This window comes from Streptomyces asoensis (genome assembly GCF_013085465.1).
GTDB classification, from domain to species: Bacteria; Actinomycetota; Actinomycetes; order Streptomycetales; family Streptomycetaceae; genus Streptomyces; species Streptomyces cacaoi_A.
Window position 1 is genome coordinate 8666141 of sequence record NZ_CP049838.1, and the last position, 22185, is coordinate 8688325.

Consider the following 22185-nt stretch of genomic DNA (forward strand, 5'->3'; position numbering starts at 1 on the left):
AGCATCCCGAGCATCCCCCTGTCCTCGGATCTCATTGCAGCATCGGACGGAGGCAGCCGCACCTCGGTGCGCCGCGCACCCGCACCGCTCCTACGGGGTCCGCCCGACCGCGCGCCCGTGCCGGCGTGCGCTCACCCGGCGCCAGATGGCCCGCTGGCACCTGAGTGTGAGGGTCCCGACCACGATCAGGACGACGATGTTGAGCAGCAGCTGGAGCAGGGACCCCCAGGCCTCGTCCCAGCTGCCGAACGCCGTGGACACCCCGATGTCCGCCCCCGCCGGAATCGTGGTCACCGAGATGAAGACGCCGAGCAGCGCGCTCGTCCGGGCCTCCGTCAGCGAGACGATGCCGACGACCCCGGCCAGCACCGCCACCACGGCCGAGAAGAAGTTGGGGGTGTTGATCAGATTGGAGACGGGCCGCACCCCCAGCTCGAAGGCCTCCGGCTGGAGCCCGAAGCCGCGGACGAGGAGGGAGAAGAGGAAGGTCGCGGCGACGGCCAGCAGGAAGCCCACCAACAGCGCCAGGAGACCCTGCTCGATTCTCGGCCGGGAGCGGTTGTCGATACCGAGGGCGACGCTGGTGATGGCCCCGTACTCGGGGCCGACCACCATCGCCGCGACGATGAGGATCTGGGAGTTGGTGATGATGCCCACCGCGCCGATGAGCCCGGCGATGACCAGGAACAGGTAGAAACTCGGGGGGTAGCGGCCCTGGGCCCGGATCCGGGCCTCCACCTGCTCCCACACCGGCGCACGCGGCCCCGCCCCGAGCTCCTTGGCCCAGATCCTGGTCGCACGGTCCGAGAACGCCGTGTCCACCGGATCGAGGACGATGGAGCCACGCTGCTCCAGCCCGAGGTCCCGCAGCCCGTGCAGCACCTCGTTCGCGGCTCCGGTCAGGACGTCGCACTGGATGGCGTCACCGTCGGGGTTGCGTACGCGGCCCGTCTGAAGGTGCAGGTTCAGGACACACGGCTCGGCGCCGAGCAGGGCCATGGCGCGTTCCGTGAGGTCCGGCGGGCACACCGCTCGGACATGGATCATGTCCATCCGGACCTCCGCGGATCGGTTCGCTCATTTATTAACGCGGCGGTCCCCGAGCCCGGCAACTCGGCGTGCGGAGACCCGGGACCTGCCGGAGGGTGGGGGCATGCGGACGACCGGCGAGCTGAGCGAGGCCGACTTCCGGCGTCTGTACCGGCACCTGCGCGACACGTCCCCCGGCGGCGCAGCACGCCGGGGCGCCCTGGACACGATCACCGGGGACCACGTACTGGCCGCCGTACGCGAGGTGCGGTCGGGGCGTACGGTGTCGCTCGCCGCCCCCGTGAACACCCGTACCGGACCTGACGACGCCGACCCGGCCGAACACCGGCTCATCGCCCCGGCCGACGGCGAACCCGGTTCGAACGGCCTGGAGTTCGCCCGGGACCGCTTCGCCATGAACATTCACGGCGACGTGGACAGCCACCTCGACGCGCTGTGCCACGTCATCTACGACGGCACCCTGCACGGCGGCGTACCGGCGGGGGACGTGCTGTCGCCGGAGGGGGCGAGCGCCCTGTCCGTCGACCTCGCCCGCGACGGCATCGTCGGACGCGGGGTCCTCCTCGACATCCCCCGGCTGCACGGCGTCCCCTGGCTCGAACCCGGAGCGCAGGTGGGGGCCGAGGACCTGGCCGCCGCCGAGGCACGGCAGGGCGTCCGGGTCGGCCGCGGCGACATCCTGCTCGTACGGGTCGGACACCGCCGACGCCGCGAGGAGCTCGGCCCCTGGGACGTGGCCGGCGCTCGTGCCGGTCTCCATCCGACGGCCATGGAGTTCCTGGCCGAGCGGGAGGTGGCCGTCCTCGGCGGTGACGGCAACAACGACAGCGCGCCCAGCGCGGCCCAGGGGGTCGCGTTCCCGGTCCATGTGCTGGGCATCCACGCGATGGGACTGCACCTGCTGGACTATCTGCGGTTCGAGGACCTCACGCCGATCTGCGCGCGGGAGGGCCGCTGGTCGTTCCTCTGCGTCATCGCCCCGCTCCGGCTGCCCGCGGCCACCGGCTCTCCCGTCAATCCGCTCGCGATCCTGTGACACGGCTCGATCCGCTCACGCGCGCGTACGAGACGGCGTCGTGTCCCGGCGCCTCGTTTCACCCGATCGGCCCAACTCGCCGGAAACATCGCCCGGAGATACGTTGGTGGTCGGGTCCGACGGCCCTTTCACCCGGCAGGACCGGCGCATTCTCCGAGGACGGTGGCCGGCATGACCGACGCGCAGTACTACGACGTCATCATCATCGGGACAGGTGCGGGCGGTGGCACCCTCGCCCATCGGCTGGCACCCACCGGAAAACGGATCCTCCTTCTCGAACGCGGCGGCTACCTTCCCCGTGAACGGGACAACTGGGACTCCACCGCGGTCTTCGTCAAGGGGAAGTACCGTGCCCCGGAGTTCTGGTACGACAAGGACGGGAAGGAGTTCCCGCCCGAGGTCAACTACTACGTGGGAGGCAACACCAAGTTCTACGGCGCGGCGCTCTTCCGGCTGCGCCCCGAGGACTTCGGCGAACTCCGCCATCACGACGGCGTGTCCCCCGCCTGGCCGCTGAGCTACGAGGAGTTCGAGCCGTACTACACGCAGGCCGAACACCTCTATCTCGTGCACGGCCGGCACGGCGAGGACCCCACCGAGGGCCCCACCAGCGCCCAGTACGCCCACCCGCCGGTCCAGCACGAGCCGCGCATCCAGCAACTCAGCCACGACCTGGAGAAGCAGGGACTGCATCCCTTCCACCTCCCGATCGGGGTGAACCTCACCCAGGACGACCGGGGTCGGGCCACCCACACCAGCGCCTGCATCCGCTGCGACCGCGTCGACGGATTCCCCTGCCTGGTCGGCGCGAAGTCCGACGCACAGGTCATCTGCGTCGACCCCGCGCTCCAACACGCCAACGTCGAGATGGTCACCCACGCGGACGTGCGGCGGCTGGAGACGGACGCGACCGGCCGGAGTGTCACCTCGGTCGTCGCCACCGTGGGGGAGCCGGGAGACCGGGACGCATCCACCGTGGAGTTCCGCGCCGACGTCGTGGTGGTCGCCTGTGGCGCCGTCAACTCCGCCGTCCTGCTGCTGCGTTCGGCCAACGACCGGCATCCGCGGGGACTGGCCAACAGCTCGGACGTGGTGGGCCGGCACTACATGCGGCACAACAACCTGGCCCTGATGGCCGTGTCCAGGGAGCCGAACGACACCAGGTTCCAGAAGACCCTGGCGCTGCACGACTGGTACCTGGGATCCGACGACTGGGACTACCCCCTCGGCGGCATCCAGATGCTCGGCAAGTCCGACTCCGACCAGATCCACGGCGAGGCGCCCCGCTGGGCCGGGGCCGTGGCCCCCGACATGCCCTTCGAGGTACTCGCCCACCACGCGGTCGACTTCTGGCTGTGCGGAGAGGATCTGCCCGCCGCCGGCAACCGCGTCACCCTGGACCGGGACGGCGGTATCCACCTGGCGCTCGACGAGAAGAACAACATCGCCGGGCTGAACCGCCTGCGGCACAAACTCCAGGGCATGCTCGGTCACCTGGGCATGAACGAACACCATCTCCTGTCGCACAGCATCTATCTGCACAAGGGCATGCCCATCGGCGCCACCGCGCACCAGGCGGGCACGGTCCGCTTCGGCGACGATCCCGGCAGCTCCGCCCTCGACGTCCACTGCAAGGCCCACGACCTGGACAACCTCTACGTCGTCGACACGAGCTTCTTCCCGAGCATCGGGGCGGTCAACCCCTCGCTGACCGCCATCGCCAACGCCCTGCGCGTCGGCGACCACCTCGCGGAGCGGTTGCGATGACCTTCGGCCACCCGTGCGACGGCAGAGGCTGAAGCCGCCCGAGGAGAACGCCATGGACCGCTACCCGTCCATCGCCGACCACGGGCTCGTCGGGGACCTCCAGACCGCCGCGCTGGTCTCGTCCCAGGGCGTGATCGACTGGTTCGCCGCACCGCGCTTCGACTCGCCAGTGTCTTCGCCGCGCTGCTCGACCACGACGGCGGCGGGTACTTCCGCCTCGCGCCCGACCCTCCCGAGGGGTCCTGGAAGCAGCTCTACCACCCGGACACCGCCGTCGTGGTGACCCGGTTCATGTCACCCGACGGGGTCGGCGAGATCATCGACCACATGCCGGTCCAGCCGGTCCAGCCGGTCCAGCCGGGCCCGACGGCCACCGACCGGCACCGGCTGGTGCGCGTCGTACGGACCGTGCGCGGCACCGTGCGCTTCAGCCTCGAATGCCGCCCGCGGTTCGCCTACGCGCGGGCAGACCCGGGGCGGCCGCAAGGACTTCACCTGTAGCCGGGTGATGTGCTGGGCCGCCTTCGACCGCGGTCTGAAGCTGGCCGCCGAGTTCAGCAGGCCCGCGGACACCGCGCTCTGGACCCGGGCCCGGGACGCGATCCTCGAACAGGTCATGGAACAGGGCTGGGACGACAAGCAGCAGGCTCTCGTCCAGCACCACGGCGGTGACGTACTGGACGCCTCCCTGCTGCTGGTCCCCCGGGTCGGATTCATGTCGCCGCGCAGCCCCGGCTGGCTCAACACCCTCGACGCGATGGACCGCGTCCTCGTCTCCGACAGCCTCGTCCACCGCTACGACCCCGAGGCGTCCCCCGACGGACTGCGCGGCTCCGAAGGCACGTTCAGCCTCTGCACGTTCCTCTACGTCGACGCCCTCGCCCGCGCCGGGCGCCTGCCCCAGCCCGCTACACCGTCGAGAAGATGCAGACGTACGCCGACCATGTCGGCCAGTTCGCCGAGGAGATCGGCCCCAGCGGGGAGCAACTCGGCGACTTCCCGCAGGCCTTCACCCATCTCTCCCTCATCATGGCGGCGACGACGCTGGACGAGGCCCTCGACGCGATCCCGCGCTGAAGGCGGGGAGCCAGGCCGTTGCGGCAGCAGTCCGGCGGTCGCGCGGCGGCGATCTCAGTCCGGCGTGGGCGGGGTGTCCGTGTCGGGGTCCACCCGCGGTGGGGCCGGGGTCGTGAAGGAGAGGCCGGAGAAGTCGCGGCCCTGGAGGACCGGGCCGGCGAAGGTGCCGCCGGTGATCTCGCTGTGCACATCGCCGGTGTGCACCTCGTCGGCGTGCAGTGTGCCGGCCAGCTCGTGCCACCGCCGCAGACCCGCCTGGAAGTCCGCGTCCCGCGCCGCCCGCACCGCGAGTGCCGTGCTCAGCGCGCGGGCCAGTGTCGCGTCGTCCGGGGCCGCGGCCAGCCGGACCAGTTCCGGTTCCGCCGAACCCGCCGCCGGGGCACCGGTGTTCCCGTCACCGTCACCGTCGCCGTCCCGGTCGCCGTCCCGCCGGAACGGGCGCCGGACGAGTTCGCTCAGCGCCGCCCAGGCCTGTCGACCGGCCTCGCCGCCGGCTCCCCCTGCCAGCGCCGCCAACAGCGCCACCGATATAGGCTCCAACCCCGCACCACCCTCTCGTGTCCGATGGGTGGGGTGGCGGCGTGCGCTGCCACCCCCGGTGCGTCGATCGACCCTCAGGGGGTCACATCATGATGCACCTGTTCGTGCCGACCGCCGCGGTCGAGGCGAGCTCGGCCGCCGAGGCATTTGGCGCGGTCACGCCAAAAATGGCGACAGTGGCGAGACCGGTGACGACGGCCAGTCGGCGCATTGTGCTCACGTGACGGGATCCCTCCTTGATCGATTACTTGGCGGAGGTGACCGTATATGACCGTCAGCTTGTAGTCCTAATTGAACGAGATTCACTTGTTGCGCGTTTAATTACCGCCAGGTTCGAACGTGTGTCGCGGTAAGGTCCGTGCTGTCGAGGTGCCACCTACCGCACGCCGTACCTCCGTCAGAACGCTTTCCGTCCGGTCTTTCTCGTCGACGTCGTGCGTGCGTTCGGCCAGCGAAAGGGCCGCCTCCAGATGTTCCCCGGCCGAGTCGAGCCGGCCGGCTGCGAAATGTGCCTGCCCGAGGTGGCGCAGTGCCTGGATCTCCTGGTGGGCGGCGCCGATCAGGCGGGCGATGTCGAGGGCGTCCAGGAAGTGCCGTACGGCCTTCTCGGCGTCCCCCGCTTTCCGGTGCGCCTCGCCCAGACCGATCAGTGTGTCGGCCTGGCTCTTCCGATCGCCGAGCGCGCGGAATTCCGCGAGAGTCTCCTGGTAAAGGGGGAGGGCCGCGGTGGTGTCGCCCGATTCCGTGAGGACATCGGCCAGGCTGCCGCGCACGGTGGCGCGGTCGTAACGGTTCCCGGAATGCTCGAGAAATGTCAGCGATTCCTCGAAGGACCGGCGCGAGGACTGAAGGTCTCCGCGACGCAGGTACAAGTCACCGATGTTGTTGAGCGTCTTTCCGAGCGCCGCGTGATCACCCGCCTCGGTGAATCCGCTGAGCGTCTTCTCGAAGTGTTCCAGCGCGCGGTCGTGTTCCCCGAGAAAGAGCAGGGTGACCGCCATGTTGTTGTGCAGACGCGCGCGGTCCAGGGAGTCTCCGGATATCGCGGTGATGGCGAAGGACTTCTGGAAGAGGACGAGCGCCGCCTGATGGTCGCCCACATGCCAGTTCAGGGTGCCGAGCGTGCGCAGCACCTCGGCCTCCGCCTCCTCGTCCCCCGTCGCGCGGGCGATCCGCAGGGCCCGGCCGCCGCTCTCGGCGGCCTCCGGGTAGCGCGCGGTGTGCGCGTGCACGGCGCTGAGGTGCAGCAGGGCACGGCACAGCGCGGCCTGCTCGCCGGTCCGGGTCCAGTGCTCGACGGCCGTTTCCAGGACGGCCTCGGCGTCGAGCCAGTGGCACTCCTCGTCGAGGAAACCGGCCATGGCGTAGGCGAGTCGGGCGGCGGCCCCGGGGCGGCCCTGGCCACGCGCCCGGCGCTCGGTGGCCAGCAGGTTCGCGCGCTCGGCGGCCAGCCAGGACCGCGCCGCCCCGGCGTCGGGCCAGTCGGGCAGCCGTGCGCCGGGGCCGCGCTCCCGCGGCGGCGCGGGCCTCGTACGGCGGGGGTACGCGAGCCGGTCGGCGCGGTCGGCGGCGTCGACGTGGAAGTCCGTCAGGCGCCGCAGGACGCCGGCCCGGTCCTCTTCGGTGTCGTCGGCGAGGGACCTGGAGTGGCCGTACTCGCGCAGCAGGTCGTGGAACCGGTACCGGTCCGGGGTCGGCTCGCGGAGCAGATGGCAGGCCAGCAGCGACTCCAGCACGCGTTCCGCGGCGGCCGGGCGCAGGTCCAGCGAGGCGGCCGCCGAGTCCACCGTGACGTCCGGGCCGGAGTGCAGACTGAGCCGGCGGAACGCGGCGCGCTGCTCCGGCGTGAGGGTCCGGTACGTCAGGTCGAAGGCCCGCAGCAACTCCTGCTCGGCATCCCTGATCTCGCCCAGTCGGCCCTCGGCACGGGTCAGACGGTCGGCCAGCGTGTCGAGCGTCCAGGCCGGATGGGCGCGGAAGCGGCTCCCGACCAGCTCGATCGCGAGCGGGAGATGGCCGCATAATCGGATGATCCGGGTGATCTCCCGGATGTCCAGGGTGCGTTCCTCGCCCGCGCACGCGCGGAACAGGGCGATGGCGTCGTCGGTCGGCAGCACGTCGAGCGGGATGTGCCGGGCCTGCGGCAGGCCCGTCAGCCGGCGCCGGCTCGTGATGATCGTCAGGGAGGGCGAGCCGCTCGGCAGCAGCGGGCGGATCTGGTCGGCGCTCACCGCGTCGTCCAGGACGATCACCGCCCGCCGCTCGGCCAGCATGGTCTGCCACAGCGCGGTACGGCCCTCCAGTTCGACCGGGATGGTCTCCGCCGGCGTGCCCAGCAGACGCAGCAGGGTGGCCAGGGCCGCGCCGGGACCGAGCGGTTCGCCGACGGGGGAGTGGCCGCGCAGGTCCACATACAGCTGGGCGTCGGGGAACCGCTCGGCGAGTCGGTGCGCGCCGTGCACGGCCACGGTGGTCTTGCCCACCCCGGCCATGCCGCTGACGGTGCTGACGGACTCCAGGCTGATCACCCGGTCGTGCTCCGTCGCCGCGTCGACGGCGGCGCTCAGGGCCCGCAGTTCGGCGCGACGGCCGATCAGGGGCGGCTGGTGCGGCAGGTTCCTCGGCGGCCGCGGGCGGGCCGGCGGCGCGGCCGCGGCCGGGCGGGGCGTGGCCCCGCGGCCCCGGACGAGATCGGCGGCCGGCACGCGATCGAGGATCCCGCGGTGGACGCGGTCCAACTCGGCGCCAGGGCGGGAGCCGTACTGCGTCATCAGCAGCCGACGGGTCTCCTGGTGCACCCGCAGCGCGTCGGTGTACCGGTCGCCGCCGTAGTACGCCAGCATCAGCTGACCCGCCAGCGTCTCGTCGCCCGGATACCGGTCGACCAGCGCGGACACCTCGGCGGTCACCTCCGCGTACCGGCCCAGCCGGAGGGAGGCGGCGATCCGGGAGACGGCGGCGCCCAGCCGCCGCTCCGCCAGCATCCGGCGTGTGGTCTCGGCCCACAGACCGGGCAGCCCGGCCAGCGCCTCGCCCCGCCAGAGGCCTTCCGCGCGGTCGAGGAGGGCGGCCGTCCGCTCGTCGTCGCCGTCCGCCGCGACGGCCCCGGCCCGCGCCACGAGCTGTTGGAACCGGTGCCAGTCGACGGATTCGCGGGCGGCCTCCAGCGTGTAGGTGTGGGCCCGGCTGACGATGCGCGGCGCACCCGCGGACGACGGGTCGGCCAGCCGGAGCCGCCTGCGCAGCCGCGAGACATAGCTGTGCGCGTTCTCCCGGGCGTGCGGCGGCGGTTCACCGTCCCAGAGCCGGTCCATGAGCACGCCCAGCGCGACCGGCCGGCCCACGTCCAGTGCCAGCAGGCCCAACAAGGTCCGCTCCTTGTCCGAACCGAGCTCCACCCGCCGGCCGTTCGCGCGCAGCCCCACCGGGCCCAGTACCTGGAATTCCACCAGCGCCTCCCGCTGGTCCGGCCGTTCGACGACCATGGCACTGGGGACGGTCATGCCATGGGGCGAAGAGCATGACAGGGAGCGGAGGGGGTTCCAAGAGGGGCCGGTGTGCTGGCCGAATCGCTTCCTTGCCGGGGCCCCGACGTCCGTGGCCTGCATCGTCGGGGGCCCGGCGGGGGTAGGACCCTCTTGATCGATGTAGCGGGCAACCGGTCGGAGGGGGACGAGCGGTATGAGTGCGGCGCGGGAGGACGACCAGGGGAGAGCGAGCAGCAACACCATCGGTGGATCGGCCCGGTTCTACGGACCGACCGTCCAGGCCCGTGACGTCCACGGCGGCATCCAGGTCCGGACCGCCCCGCCGCAGCCGCCGCCGACACCCCGTCAACTACTGCCGGTACCCGCGCACTTCACCGACCGGCGGGACGAGCTGGAAGCCCTGGACCGGCTGCTCACGCGGCATGCGGACGCCGGGTCCCGGCAGCCGCTGATCGTGGTCAACGGTCCGGCCGGCATCGGGAAGACCACCCTGGTCTCCCGCTGGCTGCGCCGACACGAATCAGCCGCCCCCGACGGGCAGTTGCACGCCGATCTGCGCGGCCACGCGGCGGGCGGACCGGCGGACCCGGGCGAGATCCTCGGCCGGTTCCTGCGGGCGCTCGGCGCCTGGGCGGTCCCCGTCGACCTGGCGGAACAGGCGTCCCTGTGGCGGTCCGTCACCGCGGACCTCCGCATCGCGGTGGTGCTGGACAACGCCTTCTCCGCGGCACAGATCCGGCCGTTGTTGCCGGGCGGGCCCGGCAGCCTCGTCGTCGTGACCAGCCGGCACCGGCTGACCGGACTGCGGCTGGACGGCGCGGAGTTCCACCGGCTGCGGGCGCTCGGCCCCGCCGCCGGGGTGGAGCTGTTCCTGCGCGGCGTCGGCGAGCGCCACGTCGCCGGGGAACTGCCCGCGGTCCGCCAGGTCGTGGACCTCTGCGCGGGACTGCCCCTCGCGGTGTGCCTCGCCTCCGCACGGCTCGCCGCCCGCCCCAGGCAGCCGGTCGCCGCACTGGCGGACGCGCTCACCCCGGACGTCGGCCGGCTGGCCGCGCTGGAAGTCGAAGGGGAGGCGACCGTGCGCAAGGCCCTGGACGCGTCGTACGTGGTGCTGGGACCGGAGGCCGCCCGGATGTACCGGGCCCTCGGGCTGCTGCCGCTGCCCGACTTCGACGTCCGGACGGCCGCCGCGGCCTGCGCGGAGCCCCTCGACTGGGCGGAACGCCGACTGGACGAACTCGTCGAGGCCAACATGCTGGAGGAGGTCGGCCCGGACGCGCTCCGCTTCCACGACCTCGTCCGCGTCCACGCCCGCGACCGCGCGGTCCTGTCCGACTCCGAGGCGGACCGGGAACGCACCCTGCGGCGCGTCGCCGACTGGCACCTGCTGACCGCGACCGAGGCCCAACGCCTCATCACCCCCATCCAGTTCACCCTGCCACGGAGCTACGCGCATCCCTTCCCGTTGCCCCCGCCCTTCACCGACGACCGCGACGCCCTCGGCTGGCTGCACGAGCGCCGCGGCCACCTCATGGCGATCCTCCGTCTGGCCGTCGAGCGCGGCTGGCACACCACGGCCTGGCAACTCGTCGACGCCATGTGGCCGTTGTTCCTGAGGCTGCGCCACTACGACCTGTGGATCGAGGCCCACCGCATCGGTCTGGAGGCCGCCCGCCGCGACGGACACCGGGAGGCCGAACGCCAGATGCTCAACTCCGGGGCCATCGGTCTGAGCGCCGCCCGTCGGCTCGACGAGGCCGTGGAGTGGTACACGGCCGCCCTGTACGCGGCACGCGACGGCGAGGACCCCCGCGACGAGGGACAGGCGCTGCTCGGCCTCGGCAACTGCCACTACGAGGCGGGGCGGCTCGCCGAGGCCGTGTCGCATCTGGACCGCGCGGTGGCGACCTGGGAGGAATGCGGCTACCCGCGCGGGGTGGCGCTCGCCCGGATCACGCTCGGCGAGGTCGCCCTCGCCGCACACGACCCCGAACGGGCCGTCGCCTGCTTCGCCCGGGCCCGGCAGGGACTCCTGGAGGTGGCCGACCCGCACGACACGGCCCGGGCCCTCGCCTTCCTCGGCCGGGCCCGCGCCCGGACCGGCGACCACGCCCTGGGTACCGCCCAGTTGACGGAGGCGCTCGCGGTGTTCACCGCCTCCGGCGCCGTCCACTGGCAGGCCCGCACCCTGGAGATGCTCGGCGACACCGCACGCGAGCGGGGCGAGGACACGGCCGGCGAGGAGTTCCACGCCCGCGCCCTCGCCCTGTACGAGACCACCAGCCCGGCGGACGCCCGCCGGCTCCGGCGCACATAGGCGCCGGAGCGCTCACCCGCCGTGCTCACCCGCCGGGCACCACGCGGATGTCCTCGATGTCCCGCAAGGCGTGTCCCGCCACCAGCCAGGCGTGCAGACAGGACGCCAGCAGGGGCTGGTCCGGGGGAACCCGGCGCGCCAGCGGCACGACCGTGCGGCTCGTCCCGTCGACGACCGCCCAACCGCCCCCGGTCAGCGGCGCCGCGGCCAGCCGGCACCCCGGATGGGCGGCCGTGAGGTCGTCCAGTCGGCGCACCGCGTCGGCGTACGGGCGCGGAAGCCGTTCGTACAGCACATCGGCGCAGACCGGCCACCGGACCCCGGGGCACGGTCCGGCCTCCGCGGCGACGTGCTCGTCCGCACCGGCCACCGGCCCGCCCGCACCGGGCCGGCCCCCGGGCTCCAGGAGACCGACCCGGGCCAGCACGTCGTGGTCGCCCCCGGTCGAGCGGACGCGGAGCGACAGGTCCGCCGCCGGGGCGCTTCGCGGGTCCCGGGGGCACGGCAGCGACGCCCGCAGCCGGACGGAGACGAAGCGCATCACGCCGGCACCTCCCGCCGCCCGCGCGCCCACGTGTCCAGCGGTGGCGGCTCGGGCAGGGGGACCGTCACCGGTTCGTGGGCGGGCTGGCCCAGACCCAGCAGGCGGTACATGAGCCGCCGCATGTTGCGGTTGAAGCGGCCGGGTTCCGAGGTGATGCGCGAGGCGATCGCCGCGTACTCCTCCCGGCGGTACTCGGCGGCCGTGTACTGGAGCTGCCCGACGAGCGGGTGGGCGGGCGAGAGCGCCGGCGCGGTCACGGCGAGGGTGGCCGCGGGCGAGGCGGGATTGATCTCCCGGTCCGGTGAACCGGCCAGCAGGATCGGCGCACCGGTGAGTGTGCCGTACAGCGTCACCGAACCGTGGTCGCCGATGATCCAGTCCGCGGCGATCAGGACACTGCGCCAGTCCGCCTCCGGTGGCACGAGGGCGATGCCCGGCTCGGCGCAGCGCGCCAGCCAGGCCCTGACCTGCCAGGAACCGTGCCCCGACCACACGTTGGGGTGGACCAGGATGACGGACCGGAACCGTCCCGCGGGCAGCTCGGCGATCAGCCGGGGCAGCAGCGCCTCGAACCGGCCGAAGGACGAGAGCGCCCCCCAGGTCGAGACGACCACCACCAGCTTCTCGCCGTCCGCGAGGCCGAGGGCCCGGCGGTAGCGGGCGCGCAGCGGCAGGCTCGCCGCGATGCGGTCGTGCGCCGGATCGCCGACCACATGGGTGAGCGGGAGCACCTCCGGGCAGTGCCGTTCCAGGTCGGCCAGTTCGGCGTGATGGGGCACCGCCACGGCGGCGGGCAGCCGGCCGCCGGGGACGAGATCCGCTCTGCGCAGCCCCGCCACACCCGGCTGCTCCACCGAGACCAGCCGCTTGAGGTAGCCGGCCCCGTGCGACATCGCGATCACGGGCCCGGAGATCTTCTCGACGCCCCTCGGCCCGGCGGCGAGAGCCAGGTCGAACCGCATCCGCACCGCCTCGTCCCACGGCAGCACCGCGCCTCCCAGTCCCTCGAGGAAGCGCGGGACCTCGTCGCCGAAGACGTGCGGCGGAGCCGTGAACACCACCTGCACCCTGAAGTCGGCCTCCAGCAGCAACAGGACCTCGACCAGCCGCTTGCCGTAGGTCAGGGTGTGCACCACGACCAGCACCAGCTTGCGCTCGACGAGCGTCAGCCACTCACGCTCCTCGACCGACGACTCCGCACTCTTCCGCAACGCCGACATGAAGACCCCCGTCGTCCGTGCGGGACCGGCTCGGCCCCGTCTGCCGGGCATTTGCCCCTCCCGACGGACGGAAGGCCTGCGGGGACCTTGCGGAAACCTTGCAGCGGGCGTCACGAGAACACGTGCACCACCTCGATCTCGCCCACGACATGGGCGTTGAACTCGTCCAGCTCCTCGGCCGGCACCCACAGTTCCAGGATCGTCCGGCCGCCCGCCTGCTGGACCGGATACCTGCGCAGGAACGCGGAGTCGACCTCGAACCGGGTGACATAGCCGGCGCCGTCGTGCTTGACGTTCCAGTCGCGGGCGATCCTGATGGCGTAGTCCTCGTCGAGTTTACCGACCGCAGGAGCTCAAACACCGGCTCTGAACTGCGACGATTCATAGACTACATGTCCGCGACAGCGAGTTGGGGGCGTTGTTGTCGCTCGTTCGTGTGGTCGTCGTGCTGCGAGCGGAAGCGTGGTGCGCGAGGCGTCGCAGCGCGAGGGCGCCTGGAGCCTCTGGCCCGTTGTAAATCAGTCGTTCAGGGGCGCGGGGCCCGACACGATATGGCCATGACTAGCGATCTCTTGCTTGACCGGGCCCGGGAGCTATGGACCGAGCTGGCGGTGGAGCCGGTGGAGTTCTCCTCCTCGGGCGGGGCGAACGTTGTGGTCTCTCCTGGCTCGCGGTTGTGTCCGCCGTTGTGGACAGGGATCGTGGTCCTCGGCGGCGTCGGCATCGTCACCGTGCCGAGCGCGCAGGTCGTCCAGCTGATGGCGGGCGCTTCAGGCAAATTGTCCGATGAGGAGCTCGTCGACGAGGACCGCTTGCGTGAGGTGTTGCCCGTCCTCGACGTACTTGGTCCTGCGTCCCTCTTCTATCTCGAACGCGCCGCTTTCCTGCCTGTGCAAGAAGGCGCCGCTCTCGAGGAGGCGGTGTGCGGCGACGATGAGCTGGTCGCACTCCTGGCCCGTGCTGGTGAAGAGGACGCCGGTGAAAGCGGCTTGGAGGACATCACCTCTCCCGCATTCGTCCTCCGCGAGAGTGACGAGGTGGTTGCCGCGGCCAGCTATCAAGATTGGCCGCGGTCGGTGGCTCACCTGAGTGTGCTGGTTGCGCCGGGTCATCGAGGCCGGGGGCTGGCGCGGCTCGTGGCGTCTGCGGCGGTGGCGCATGCACTTGACGCCGGGCTGCTTCCGCAATGGAGAGCACGGCCTCATCCATCAAAGCGTGTGGCACTTGCGCTGGGCTTCCGGGAGCTGGGCTCCCAGCTCAGCGTCCGCCTCGGCGACGCGGTCTCACCGGCCTTGGCCGGTGACACCGCCGTCTGAACTCGGCCGGGGTGATTCAGTGCACCGTCGAGTCGGCGATCTGGGCTTCGAGGTCGGCGACGCGTCGATCTTGGAAGCGGAGGTTGGAACGGGCAGCCTTCAGCCGCTCGTCGAGAGTGCGGTTGTCAGTGGTGAGTTGTCGGACGCGCTGCTTGAGGGTGGTGTTCTCGGTGGTGATTCGCTGGATGGCTTCCTCGGTCCACTCGGCTTCCAAGTCGCGTACTTGGCCGATGAGTTCACCGATGCGGGTCCGCTGGGCGACGATCTCGGTGTGGGCGGCTTTGAGGGCGTCCTCGGCGTTCAGGGCCCGTTCGCGCCAGGTTGCCTCACGCTCGTCTGCCTGGTCGGCGAGCAGTTGGCCGCGCCGCTCGCCGATTTCGGCCATGGCGGTGGCGACTGCGGTCCTGGCCTCGGGGTTGTCGTAGAGAAAGGTGCGGGAGACGTCGGCGCGGCGGGCGACGGCGGCGACACTGACCTGGGCCTTCTCGCGCCGGAGCCGGGCGATGGCGTCGTGGACCCGTTGGAGGGCGGCCTCGGTTCTGCGGCGGCGGGCCGTCAGGGCAGCTGCCGTGCGGGGTTCGGGAACGGTGGCGGTGCTCATGTCTGTGCTTCTCCGTCGGTGGCGTCAAACTCGGCGTCGTACTCGTCTTCCTGGGCGTCTCCTGCCTCGGTTGCCTCGGCGAGGTCGCTGGCACGGAAAGCTGTGGACCAGACGCGGTGGAAGTAGTCCTGGGGTTTGCGCAGGTCCAGGGCGAGGGCGTCGTCGAGGAGACCCAGACCGGCCAACGCCTTCTCCAGGCCGTCGATGGCGCGGGCGGTGGGCTCGAAGTAGCGGTGGAGGTAGTCGGCGGTGGCGTCGTCGGGTGCGCCTTCGGCCAACAGCCACCACTGCTCGCGCTTGCGGCGCCAGTAGAGGAGGTCGGCGCCGGACAGGACGAACTTGTCGCAGTTGTGGCAGTCCAGGTTCCAGGGGCAGGCGCCGCCGTCGACGACGGGCTGGAAGGTGCAGAACCCGCCCTCGGCCGGGGCGCTGCGGCGGGACAGGTCGATCGCGAGGGCCTGTGCCTGCTCGCGGGTGAGCGGGGTGGCGTCCCCCGCCAGGAACTCGCCGGGCTGTGCGGTGCCGGGTCCGGCGACCCAGACGTGCTGGAGGACGTTATCCAGGTCGGAGCTGGTCAGGTGGACGTAGTGCTCGGCCATGCGGTCGGAGACCTGGCCGAGGTAGCGGCGGATGTGCGTCAGGGTCGCGCCGTGCCGCAGGAGGTTAGTGGCCAGTGTGTGCCGTGCCTGGTGCGGGACGAGGCGGCCGAGGTCGAGTTCGTCCACCCACAGCCGGAAACCCCGGATGAACCAGGTGTAGGACAGCGAGGTCGTCATCTGCGAGTTGCGTGTGGTCCGGGGGAAGAGGACCATCGCCGCGCGTTGCTGTGGCGAAGGGGCGTGGCCGTGCCGGGCTGTGAACTTCTCCAGGGTTTTGCGCTGCCGCTCGGCGAGGAGATCGTAAAGACTCTCGGGGATGCGGATCGCGGCGTCGTAGTTGCCGACTTTGGTCTGGTCGTGCCAGAACATGGGCAGGCCGCCGTAGCGGCCGATGCAGTCCCACCGCAGCTTCAGGACCTCGCTGGTGCGGCGCCCGGTCGTGACGATCGCTTCCCAGATGTCGCGCAGGCCGTGGTCGCTGGGATCGTAGGCGTCAGCGAGCCGTTGAAGGTTCGCCCCGTCGGCCAGTGCGCGGGCCGCCTCGTCCGGGAACGGCCGCCGGGCTCGAAGCGGCGCTCCGCCTCCGGCGGGCATGGACGTGATGAACTCCCGGTCCAGACCGAGCCGTTGGGCGGTGCCGTCCTCCAGAGCGTCCCGCAGGACCCGCCGGACGCTGTTGAAGACCGTCCGGCGCGTATGCGTGGTCACCGTCGGCGGTTTCCCGGTCGAGCTGGTCAGCGCGATCGACGTCAGGCCGTCACGTTCCCGACGCCGCTGGTCGGCCACGAAGCGCTGCATGTGCTCGCCGCGCAACGCACCGGGATCGTGGCCTCCACCTGGCGCGTCGACCTCCAGGAACGCGCCCAGCTCGGTGCATGCCCGGCGGAGCGAGTCGACTGCGGTGGCGGTCCTCGGGCAGCGTGGAGACCGCAGCAGATCGGCGAGGTGGTCCCAGAGCAGGTCCCGCAGCCAGCGCTGCGGGACGGCGGTGAGGTCGATGTGGCTGGCCCGCTTGTCGAACCGGATGCCGAAGTGGTCCGTCTCCAAGAAGCCTGCCTCGCGGCAGTCGTCTGGGGTGAAGTAGATCAACTGCAGCTCTCGCCGCATCTCCCTGACGATGCTGGACGAGAAGCCACCCAGGGCGCCCAGGTCGAGATCGACCAGCGAGTCGACGCGGCTCTCCCGGCAGGCGTTGACCATGCGCTGAATCCACTCAAGGTCCCAGCGGCCGGGCTCGGGCTGCTCAGCGTGGCGGAACATTCCCCACTGGATCTCGGCCCGCAGCAGCGGTCTGAGCCCGCGCAGGTTGATCTGCCCCGGCCAGGTCACCGCCGCCACCGAGGTGCACCAGGCCCGGAACTCCTCCCGGTTCTCCATCACCACCGGGACGGGTTGCCCGATGCGCTCGTAGGAATGCCACCAGTGGTCCGGGAGCGAAGCGCCGCCAGGACGTCCGTGCAGCCGGTAGCGATGGCGGTGTCCCGAGCACAGCCCCAGCGGGGAGTAGGCCAGGCTGGCGCAGACCGCCGCCTGGCACTCTCCATAGCCCGTCAGTGGTTCCTGTTCTCCCAGCCACTGGGCGAAGTCTGACTCCTCAACGGCTGCGGACCTGCACAGATAGAGCCAGCGAGTCTGGTGCCGGACGCACAGCCGTGTCGCGGTGTGCGCCGCGGGCCGTTGGGGGCAGATACGGCAGGATTCCTCGCGGATCCACTCCGACGGACCGAGCGGTTCTGCCGCCGTGACAAAGGCCGCCTTGCCGACCCCACGCTCCTTGGCCTCGTTCCACTCCCGGCGGTGCACCGAGCACAGATCCGTTCCGCCGTCACGGACGCGTTCGCACTGGCTGATGAGGCATTCCCACCGATAAACAGCGTGGCCGCGAGGGATCCGGATGATCGGTTCCCGAAAAACCGGGTCGAATGACGGGCTGTGGATCAGGGCCGTGAGGATCTCCAACCTGTCCCGGCCCTGACGGTCGGGCCGGTCGGTATGGACCGGCAACAGGGACCTCGCGCTCACTTCGGCTCACCCCAGACCGTACGGAGTGCCGCGTCGAACGCCGGATCGTGGACGTCGACGTGCCCGTAGACCTCGTCCACCATCGTCGCCGAGGCCCAGCCGCCCGCGTCCCGGGCGATCAGCAGGTTGCCGTCCGACGCGTCGAGGACCGCCGAGGTGAAGGAATGGCGGAAGGCATGGGGTTTCACAAGCCCCAGGCCGGCGCGTTTCCCTGCCCGACCCAGCATCCTGCGGGCTCCGACCGGGGCCCACGGCTCCCCGGCACCCGCGCCGTGCAGTTGGACCAGCAGCATCCCGTGCCCGGACCGGCCGCGTGGATACTCGCCGCCGGTGACGTACTCGAAGTAGGTGTGCACCATCGCCGGGCTGACCCGCTTGATCAGCCCACCGGTGACCGTGCCGTTCTCGAGCCGCCACGGGTGCTTGGTCTTCGCCTCCGCCCGATTCGGGTTGCCGGGCCGGTGGCAGACGTGCAGGTGAGGGCTGCGGCACTCGCCGCAGGCCGCGTTCTCGCGCAGGTGCAAGTCGACCATATGCAGCCCGCAGAGCTCGCCGATCCGAAGCCCGCCGTCAGCGAGCCAGGTCACCACCAGCCGGTCCCGGGCCGAGTTAACCGTCGCCAGCAGCTTCTCGCGAGCGCCGTCCGGGAGCATCTTCGGGTGTCGCCGCTGTGGCCCGCTCGGCGCGAGCGGGTTGGCGGGCATCGCACTCTTTACGTGCCCGAGGAACGAGCGGCGGCGATCCGCCTGGGACGGCAGCCGAGTCACGCCGAGCTTCTTGCCGAGCTCGCCGTTGATGCCGAGCGAGGCCTGATGCAGGTAGAAGCCCTTCAGGCAGGCTGCGGCGGTCGACAGCGCCGCCCGGCCGTAGGGGCGCTTGCCGACCCGCCACGGCTCACCGAGCGGCATGCGGACCTCGGCGCCGACGATCCCCATGTACCGCTCAAGATCCCGCAACACCACCGTGTCGAAGCCCAGGCACTCGCGCTCCAGCCACCGCAGATGGTTCACCAGGTAATACGCGTACGTCTTCTGCGTCCCCGAACCGTCGTGCGTGCGAAGGAATCGGTCCGCCTCCGCGTGCACCGCCCCTTCGGGCCAGACGATCGTCCATGACCGCCGTCCGTCCTTCCGCTCGATCTGCTGGACCCGCAGGTCCCCGACCACTACTCGTCGTGCCACTCGCCCTCCGTAGCGACTCCGGAACATGACAGACGTCCCGGTCCCGGTCGGTAAACGAGCCCATGACGCCTTGGTCACAGGCCCAGACGGACATCACGGGCAGCGCTACCCCCGGTCGGTAAAGTCGAGGACCGGGTAGAAGATCGGCTGCTCGGGCAGCCGGGGTGGCCAGGCCCGCCAGCCGAGCTCACGCACCAGCTCCAGCTCCTTGGGGCCGGTGGGACGCCAAAGGGTCGTGGTGGCTCGGGGGTGCTGCGGGGTCATGGGATTCGCTCTCCGGGTGCGGCGACCGCCGGCGCGGTCGGTTGCGGGCCCCGACGCTATCGACCGATGCACAGCGGCGGCCACAGACTTTCGGCTACCGCTGCTCGTAGCGCGCGACGACCTCGGTGAGATAGCAGCGCAGCATCGCCTTCGCCTCGTCGAGGAGGTCGGTGTCGCCCTCCGGGGCGCGGCGGAAGGCCTCCTGGGCGAGGGCGTCGGCGGCGAGGATCGCGGCGTGGCAGGCCCTCGCGAGCGCCTCGTCGTCGGGGGCGACGCCCAGCGCGAGCAGCACCCGGCGGATCCCGTCGGCCATCCGCCGCTTGTGCTCACGGTCCGCGGCCCGCGTCCGCTCGGTCAGCCCGCTGCCGAACCACAGGGCACGGAAGCCGTGTTCGGTGCGGTAGACCCGGGCGAAGGTGTCGATGAGCATGCCCACTGGATCGTCCCACCGCTCCCGCGCCGCCGTCCGGACCAGATCGTCCATGACGTCTTCGAGGCGGGCGAAGTAGCCCGTGGCGAGGGCGTCGATGATCGCGTCACGGTCGGGGAGGTACTGGTACAGCGAGCCGACCGACACCTTCGCCTCGGCCGCGACCCGCGTCGTGGTGAGCGCCTCGACGCCGTCGCCGACCAGGATGCGCTCGGCGGCCTCCAGCATCAGGGCCAGCCGTGCCTTGCTGCGCGCCTGCCGCGGCGTGCGGCGCAGGGGGGCGCCACCGCCCGGACCCGCGGTCGCCTGGACCAAGGACTGCCTCCAAACATGAACGTGACTTTGTTTCACGTTTACGGTACCTTCGCGCCCATGACCGCCTCAAGCTCGGCGCTGAGTCAGGAGCGGGCCGCCGTCGCGGACGTCTGCCGGCGCCTGGGGGCCGAAGGCCTCCTCATCGGCACGGCCGGCAACGTGAGCGTACGCGTCGAGGACCGGGTCGCGGTCACCGCGACCGGAGCGGTCCTCGCCGAACTCACCCCGGACCAGGTGACCGTGGTCGACCTCGACGGCGAGGTCGTGGCCGGAAGCCTGCGGCCGACCTCGGAACTGGAGCTGCACCTCGGGGTCTACCGCCGCTACGGAACCGGCGCGGTCGTCCACACCCACGCTCCGATGGCCACCGCGGTCTCCTGCGTGCTGGACGAACTTCCCTGCATCCATTACCAGTTGCTGGCCCTCGGCGGCACGGTGCGGGTCGCGCCCTACGCCACCTTCGGCACCCCCGAACTCGCCGAGTCGGTACTCACCGCGCTCGACGGGCGCAGCGCCGCCCTGCTGGCGAACCACGGCGCGGTCACCCACGGGACGACCCTCGACAAGGCCGTCGAGAACGCGCTGCTCCTCGAATGGGCCTGCGGCGTCTACCAGCGCGCGGCCGCCATGGGCCGGCCCCGCTTCCTCGACGAACAGCAGCAACTCGCCGTGATCGAGGCCGCGATCGCCCGCGACTACGGCACCACCCACCCCGTACCACCCGCGCAGGAACAGAGCCGATGAGGCCGATGAGGCCGATGAAGGGGGAAAGCCGATGAAGGTCTTCACCATGGGCGTGCACGTGCTGGACGTACTGGTGCGGCCGGTGCAGGAGATACCCGAGGGCCAGGGCGCGACGCTGGTCGAGGACATCCGGATGACCGCCGCCGGGACCGCGGGCGGCACCGCGCTCACCCTCGCCAAGCTGGGCGCGCGGGTGCGCAGCGCCGGCGCCATCGGCTCCGACCCGACCGGCGACCTGCTGGTGCGGTTGCTGGACCGGGCGGGCATCGACACCGAGTTCCTCGTCCGCCGCACGGACACCGCCACCTCCGCGAGCGTGCTGCCGATCCGGCCCAACGGCGACCGCCCCTCGCTGCACCTGCTCGGCGCCAACATCACCTACGGCCTCGACGACGTCCCCTGGGACGCCCTCGCCGAGGCCGACCATCTGCACCTGGGCGGACCGGAGTTGATCGGCGTCGAGGTCGCCACGCGCATCCTGTCGTACGCCAGGGAACACGGCGTCGTCACCTCCGTGGACCTGCTCGCCCCCGGTGTCCTCGGCAGCTTCGAGCAGATCGAGGCGGCCCTGCCCTACATCGACCATCTGCTGCCCAACGAGGACCAGGTTCTCGGCTTCACCGGCGAGAGCGACCTGCTGACGGGTGCGCGCAAGCTCCTCGGCGCCGGTGCGGGCGTCGTCGCCGTCACGCGCGGCGGCGACGGCGCGCTCGTGGTGACCGCGGACGGCGCGGAACCGGTGCCCGCCTTCGTGGTCGACGTCGTCGACACCACCGGGTGCGGCGACGCGTTCTCGGCCGGCTATCTGCGGGGCGTGAGCCTGGGCCGTACGCCGAGCGACGCCGCCGTCCTCGGCAGCGCGGCCGCCGCGCTCGTCGCGCAGGGGCTCGGCAGCGACCACGGCGACTTCGACCTCACCGCCGCCGACGCCTTCGCCGCGACGACCAAGTCCCGCACCTGAGGGGGATCGGGGCGAGGGAGGCCGGTGGACGGCGGACCTCGCTTCCATGTTCACCGGAGCCCCACGGGTGGTACGCCACGAGCAGGCGGGCGCGGGCCACCACACCGGCGTCGGCCGTACCGCTCTCGTCTGCCACCCGCATGTGCTCGCCTTCGTCGAGGAGTGCACGCGGGGTGTGCGGGCGCTGCCGACGGAGAAGGGGACATGGCGATGAGTGAGGCTTCGGACACCGCACTGCTGCTCGTACGGGTCGTGCTCGGCGTGGTGATGCTGGCGCACGGCTGGAACCACTGGCGCGGCGGAGGCGGCATATCCGGCACCGCCGGCTGGTTCGGCGGGCTCGGACTCACCCGCCCGAGACTCCAGGCATGGCTCAGCGTCCTCACCGAACTCGGCGCGGGCATCCTGCTGTTGGCGGGCTTCCTCACCTCACTGGCCTGCGCGGCGGTGCTGTCCGTGATGCTGGTGGCGGGCCTGCTCGCACACCGCCGCAACGGCTTCTTCGTGTTCAAGGAGGGCTACGAGTACGTCCTCGTGCTGGGCGTCCTCGCGGTGGCGCTGGGGGCATGGGGGCCGGGGGAGTACGCGGTGGACGAGGCCGCGGACATCGGTGTGACCGGATGGACGGGCGCCGGTGTGGTGCTCGGGGTGGGTGTCGTCGCGACGGCCGGTCTGCTGGCCGTGTTCTGGCGCCCCCGGAAGGAGAGTTGAGG

Annotated in this window: 19 protein-coding genes and 2 pseudogenes; 9 read left to right on the forward strand and 12 right to left on the reverse strand. The window is 71.6% G+C overall.

Annotation, left to right across the window (positions count from 1 at the left end; genetic code table 11):
- Positions 1-90: 90 nt before the first annotated feature.
- Positions 91-1053, reverse strand: a complete 963-nt coding sequence (locus tag G9272_RS38545) for a DUF389 domain-containing protein (RefSeq protein ID WP_171400850.1) — start codon at positions 1051-1053, stop codon at positions 91-93.
- Between the two features lie 100 nt (positions 1054-1153).
- On the opposite strand from G9272_RS38545, the gene G9272_RS38550 reads away from it, so the two are divergent.
- The 3 genes and pseudogenes from G9272_RS38550 (at position 1154) to G9272_RS38560 (ending at position 4930) form a co-directional block, all read left to right on the forward strand.
- The gene (locus G9272_RS38550) at positions 1154-2086 is read left to right on the forward strand and encodes a cyclase family protein (protein ID WP_171400851.1); all 933 of its coding nucleotides are present in this window, start codon (positions 1154-1156) and stop codon (positions 2084-2086) included.
- A gap of 171 nt (positions 2087-2257) precedes the next feature.
- Complete coding sequence (locus G9272_RS38555) at positions 2258-3853, forward strand: GMC oxidoreductase (protein WP_171400852.1); 1596 nt, start codon at positions 2258-2260, stop codon at positions 3851-3853.
- A 52-nt stretch (positions 3854-3905) separates the two neighbouring features.
- Positions 3906-4930: pseudogene (locus G9272_RS38560) on the forward strand (glycoside hydrolase family 15 protein).
- A gap of 54 nt (positions 4931-4984) precedes the next feature.
- Here G9272_RS38560 and G9272_RS38565 read toward each other — a convergent pair.
- From G9272_RS38565 to G9272_RS38575, 3 genes are all read right to left on the reverse strand, one after another.
- Positions 4985-5455 (reverse strand): hypothetical protein, encoded by a 471-nt coding sequence (locus G9272_RS38565; RefSeq protein ID WP_253268067.1) that lies wholly within the window; start codon positions 5453-5455, stop codon positions 4985-4987.
- Between the two features lie 97 nt (positions 5456-5552).
- The gene (locus G9272_RS38570; RefSeq protein WP_171400854.1) at positions 5553-5690 is read right to left on the reverse strand and encodes a hypothetical protein; all 138 of its coding nucleotides are present in this window, start codon (positions 5688-5690) and stop codon (positions 5553-5555) included.
- Between the two features lie 97 nt (positions 5691-5787).
- Positions 5788-8973 carry an AfsR/SARP family transcriptional regulator gene (locus G9272_RS38575; protein WP_171400855.1) on the reverse strand — a complete coding sequence of 1062 codons (3186 nt, stop codon included), beginning with the start codon at positions 8971-8973 and terminating at the stop codon, positions 5788-5790.
- A 178-nt stretch (positions 8974-9151) separates the two neighbouring features.
- Between G9272_RS38575 and G9272_RS38580 the strand changes: the two genes are divergently transcribed.
- Positions 9152-11275, forward strand: a complete 2124-nt coding sequence (locus G9272_RS38580) for an ATP-binding protein (RefSeq protein WP_171400856.1) — start codon at positions 9152-9154, stop codon at positions 11273-11275.
- A gap of 25 nt (positions 11276-11300) precedes the next feature.
- On the opposite strand, the gene G9272_RS38585 is transcribed toward G9272_RS38580, so the two are convergent.
- The 3 genes and pseudogenes from G9272_RS38585 to G9272_RS45585 all read right to left on the reverse strand — a co-directional run.
- Positions 11301-11816, reverse strand: a complete 516-nt coding sequence (locus G9272_RS38585; protein WP_171400857.1) for a hypothetical protein — start codon at positions 11814-11816, stop codon at positions 11301-11303.
- On the reverse strand, positions 11816-13039 hold the full coding sequence (locus tag G9272_RS38590; protein WP_171400858.1) for a hypothetical protein: 1224 nt from the start codon (positions 13037-13039) through the stop codon (positions 11816-11818). The genes G9272_RS38585 and G9272_RS38590 overlap by 1 nt, the downstream gene beginning before the upstream one ends.
- Positions 13040-13149: 110 nt before the next feature.
- Positions 13150-13374, reverse strand: a pseudogene (locus G9272_RS45585) (hypothetical protein); the annotation flags it as partial.
- Between the two features lie 222 nt (positions 13375-13596).
- Here G9272_RS45585 and G9272_RS38595 point away from each other — a divergent pair.
- Complete coding sequence (locus tag G9272_RS38595) at positions 13597-14355, forward strand: GNAT family N-acetyltransferase (protein WP_171400859.1); 759 nt, start codon at positions 13597-13599, stop codon at positions 14353-14355.
- Between the two features lie 16 nt (positions 14356-14371).
- Here G9272_RS38595 and G9272_RS38600 read toward each other — a convergent pair whose 3' ends face one another.
- The 5 genes from G9272_RS38600 to G9272_RS38620 all read right to left on the reverse strand — a co-directional run bounded on the left by G9272_RS38600 (position 14372) and on the right by G9272_RS38620 (position 19767).
- Positions 14372-14956 (reverse strand): DUF6262 family protein, encoded by a 585-nt coding sequence (locus G9272_RS38600; protein ID WP_171400860.1) that lies wholly within the window; start codon positions 14954-14956, stop codon positions 14372-14374.
- Positions 14953-17358, reverse strand: a complete 2406-nt coding sequence (locus G9272_RS45590; RefSeq protein WP_253268068.1) for a tyrosine-type recombinase/integrase — start codon at positions 17356-17358, stop codon at positions 14953-14955. The genes G9272_RS38600 and G9272_RS45590 overlap by 4 nt, the downstream gene beginning before the upstream one ends.
- Positions 17359-17573: 215 nt before the next feature.
- Positions 17574-18758 carry a tyrosine-type recombinase/integrase gene (locus G9272_RS38610; protein WP_253268069.1) on the reverse strand — a complete coding sequence of 395 codons (1185 nt, stop codon included), beginning with the start codon at positions 18756-18758 and terminating at the stop codon, positions 17574-17576.
- 105 nt (positions 18759-18863) lie between these two features.
- A complete protein-coding gene (locus G9272_RS38615) occupies positions 18864-19022 on the reverse strand; it encodes a hypothetical protein (protein WP_171394575.1) in 159 nt (52 codons plus the stop codon).
- A gap of 94 nt (positions 19023-19116) precedes the next feature.
- On the reverse strand, positions 19117-19767 hold the full coding sequence (locus G9272_RS38620) for a TetR/AcrR family transcriptional regulator (protein WP_171400863.1): 651 nt from the start codon (positions 19765-19767) through the stop codon (positions 19117-19119).
- Positions 19768-19824: 57 nt separating this feature from the next.
- On the opposite strand from G9272_RS38620, the gene G9272_RS38625 reads away from it, so the two are divergent.
- The 4 genes from G9272_RS38625 to G9272_RS38640 are packed head-to-tail and all read left to right on the forward strand — an operon-like array spanning position 19825 to position 22183.
- Positions 19825-20511 (forward strand): class II aldolase/adducin family protein, encoded by a 687-nt coding sequence (locus G9272_RS38625; RefSeq protein ID WP_171400864.1) that lies wholly within the window; start codon positions 19825-19827, stop codon positions 20509-20511.
- Between the two features lie 31 nt (positions 20512-20542).
- A complete protein-coding gene (locus tag G9272_RS38630; protein ID WP_171400865.1) occupies positions 20543-21472 on the forward strand; it encodes a carbohydrate kinase family protein in 930 nt (309 codons plus the stop codon).
- Positions 21473-21518: 46 nt separating this feature from the next.
- Positions 21519-21686 (forward strand): hypothetical protein, encoded by a 168-nt coding sequence (locus G9272_RS38635; protein ID WP_171400866.1) that lies wholly within the window; start codon positions 21519-21521, stop codon positions 21684-21686.
- A complete protein-coding gene (locus tag G9272_RS38640; protein WP_253268070.1) occupies positions 21683-22183 on the forward strand; it encodes a DoxX family protein in 501 nt (166 codons plus the stop codon). The genes G9272_RS38635 and G9272_RS38640 overlap by 4 nt, the downstream gene beginning before the upstream one ends.
- Positions 22184-22185: the final 2 nt, after the last annotated feature.

Coding starts and splice junctions, on each gene's coding strand:
- G9272_RS38545 (WP_171400850.1), bottom strand. CDS start 1,053: ATGGACATGATCCATGTCCGAGCGGTGTGCCCGCCGGACCTCACGGAA.
- G9272_RS38550 (WP_171400851.1), top strand. CDS start 1,154: ATGCGGACGACCGGCGAGCTGAGCGAGGCCGACTTCCGGCGTCTGTAC.
- G9272_RS38555 (WP_171400852.1), top strand. CDS start 2,258: ATGACCGACGCGCAGTACTACGACGTCATCATCATCGGGACAGGTGCG.
- G9272_RS38575 (WP_171400855.1), bottom strand. CDS start 8,973: ATGACCGTCCCCAGTGCCATGGTCGTCGAACGGCCGGACCAGCGGGAG.
- G9272_RS38580 (WP_171400856.1), top strand. CDS start 9,152: ATGAGTGCGGCGCGGGAGGACGACCAGGGGAGAGCGAGCAGCAACACC.
- G9272_RS38585 (WP_171400857.1), bottom strand. CDS start 11,816: ATGCGCTTCGTCTCCGTCCGGCTGCGGGCGTCGCTGCCGTGCCCCCGG.
- G9272_RS38590 (WP_171400858.1), bottom strand. CDS start 13,039: ATGTCGGCGTTGCGGAAGAGTGCGGAGTCGTCGGTCGAGGAGCGTGAG.
- G9272_RS38595 (WP_171400859.1), top strand. CDS start 13,597: ATGACTAGCGATCTCTTGCTTGACCGGGCCCGGGAGCTATGGACCGAG.
- G9272_RS38600 (WP_171400860.1), bottom strand. CDS start 14,956: ATGAGCACCGCCACCGTTCCCGAACCCCGCACGGCAGCTGCCCTGACG.
- G9272_RS38615 (WP_171394575.1), bottom strand. CDS start 19,022: ATGACCCCGCAGCACCCCCGAGCCACCACGACCCTTTGGCGTCCCACC.
- G9272_RS38625 (WP_171400864.1), top strand. CDS start 19,825: ATGACCGCCTCAAGCTCGGCGCTGAGTCAGGAGCGGGCCGCCGTCGCG.
- G9272_RS38630 (WP_171400865.1), top strand. CDS start 20,543: ATGAAGGTCTTCACCATGGGCGTGCACGTGCTGGACGTACTGGTGCGG.
- G9272_RS38635 (WP_171400866.1), top strand. CDS start 21,519: ATGTTCACCGGAGCCCCACGGGTGGTACGCCACGAGCAGGCGGGCGCG.
- G9272_RS38640 (WP_253268070.1), top strand. CDS start 21,683: ATGAGTGAGGCTTCGGACACCGCACTGCTGCTCGTACGGGTCGTGCTC.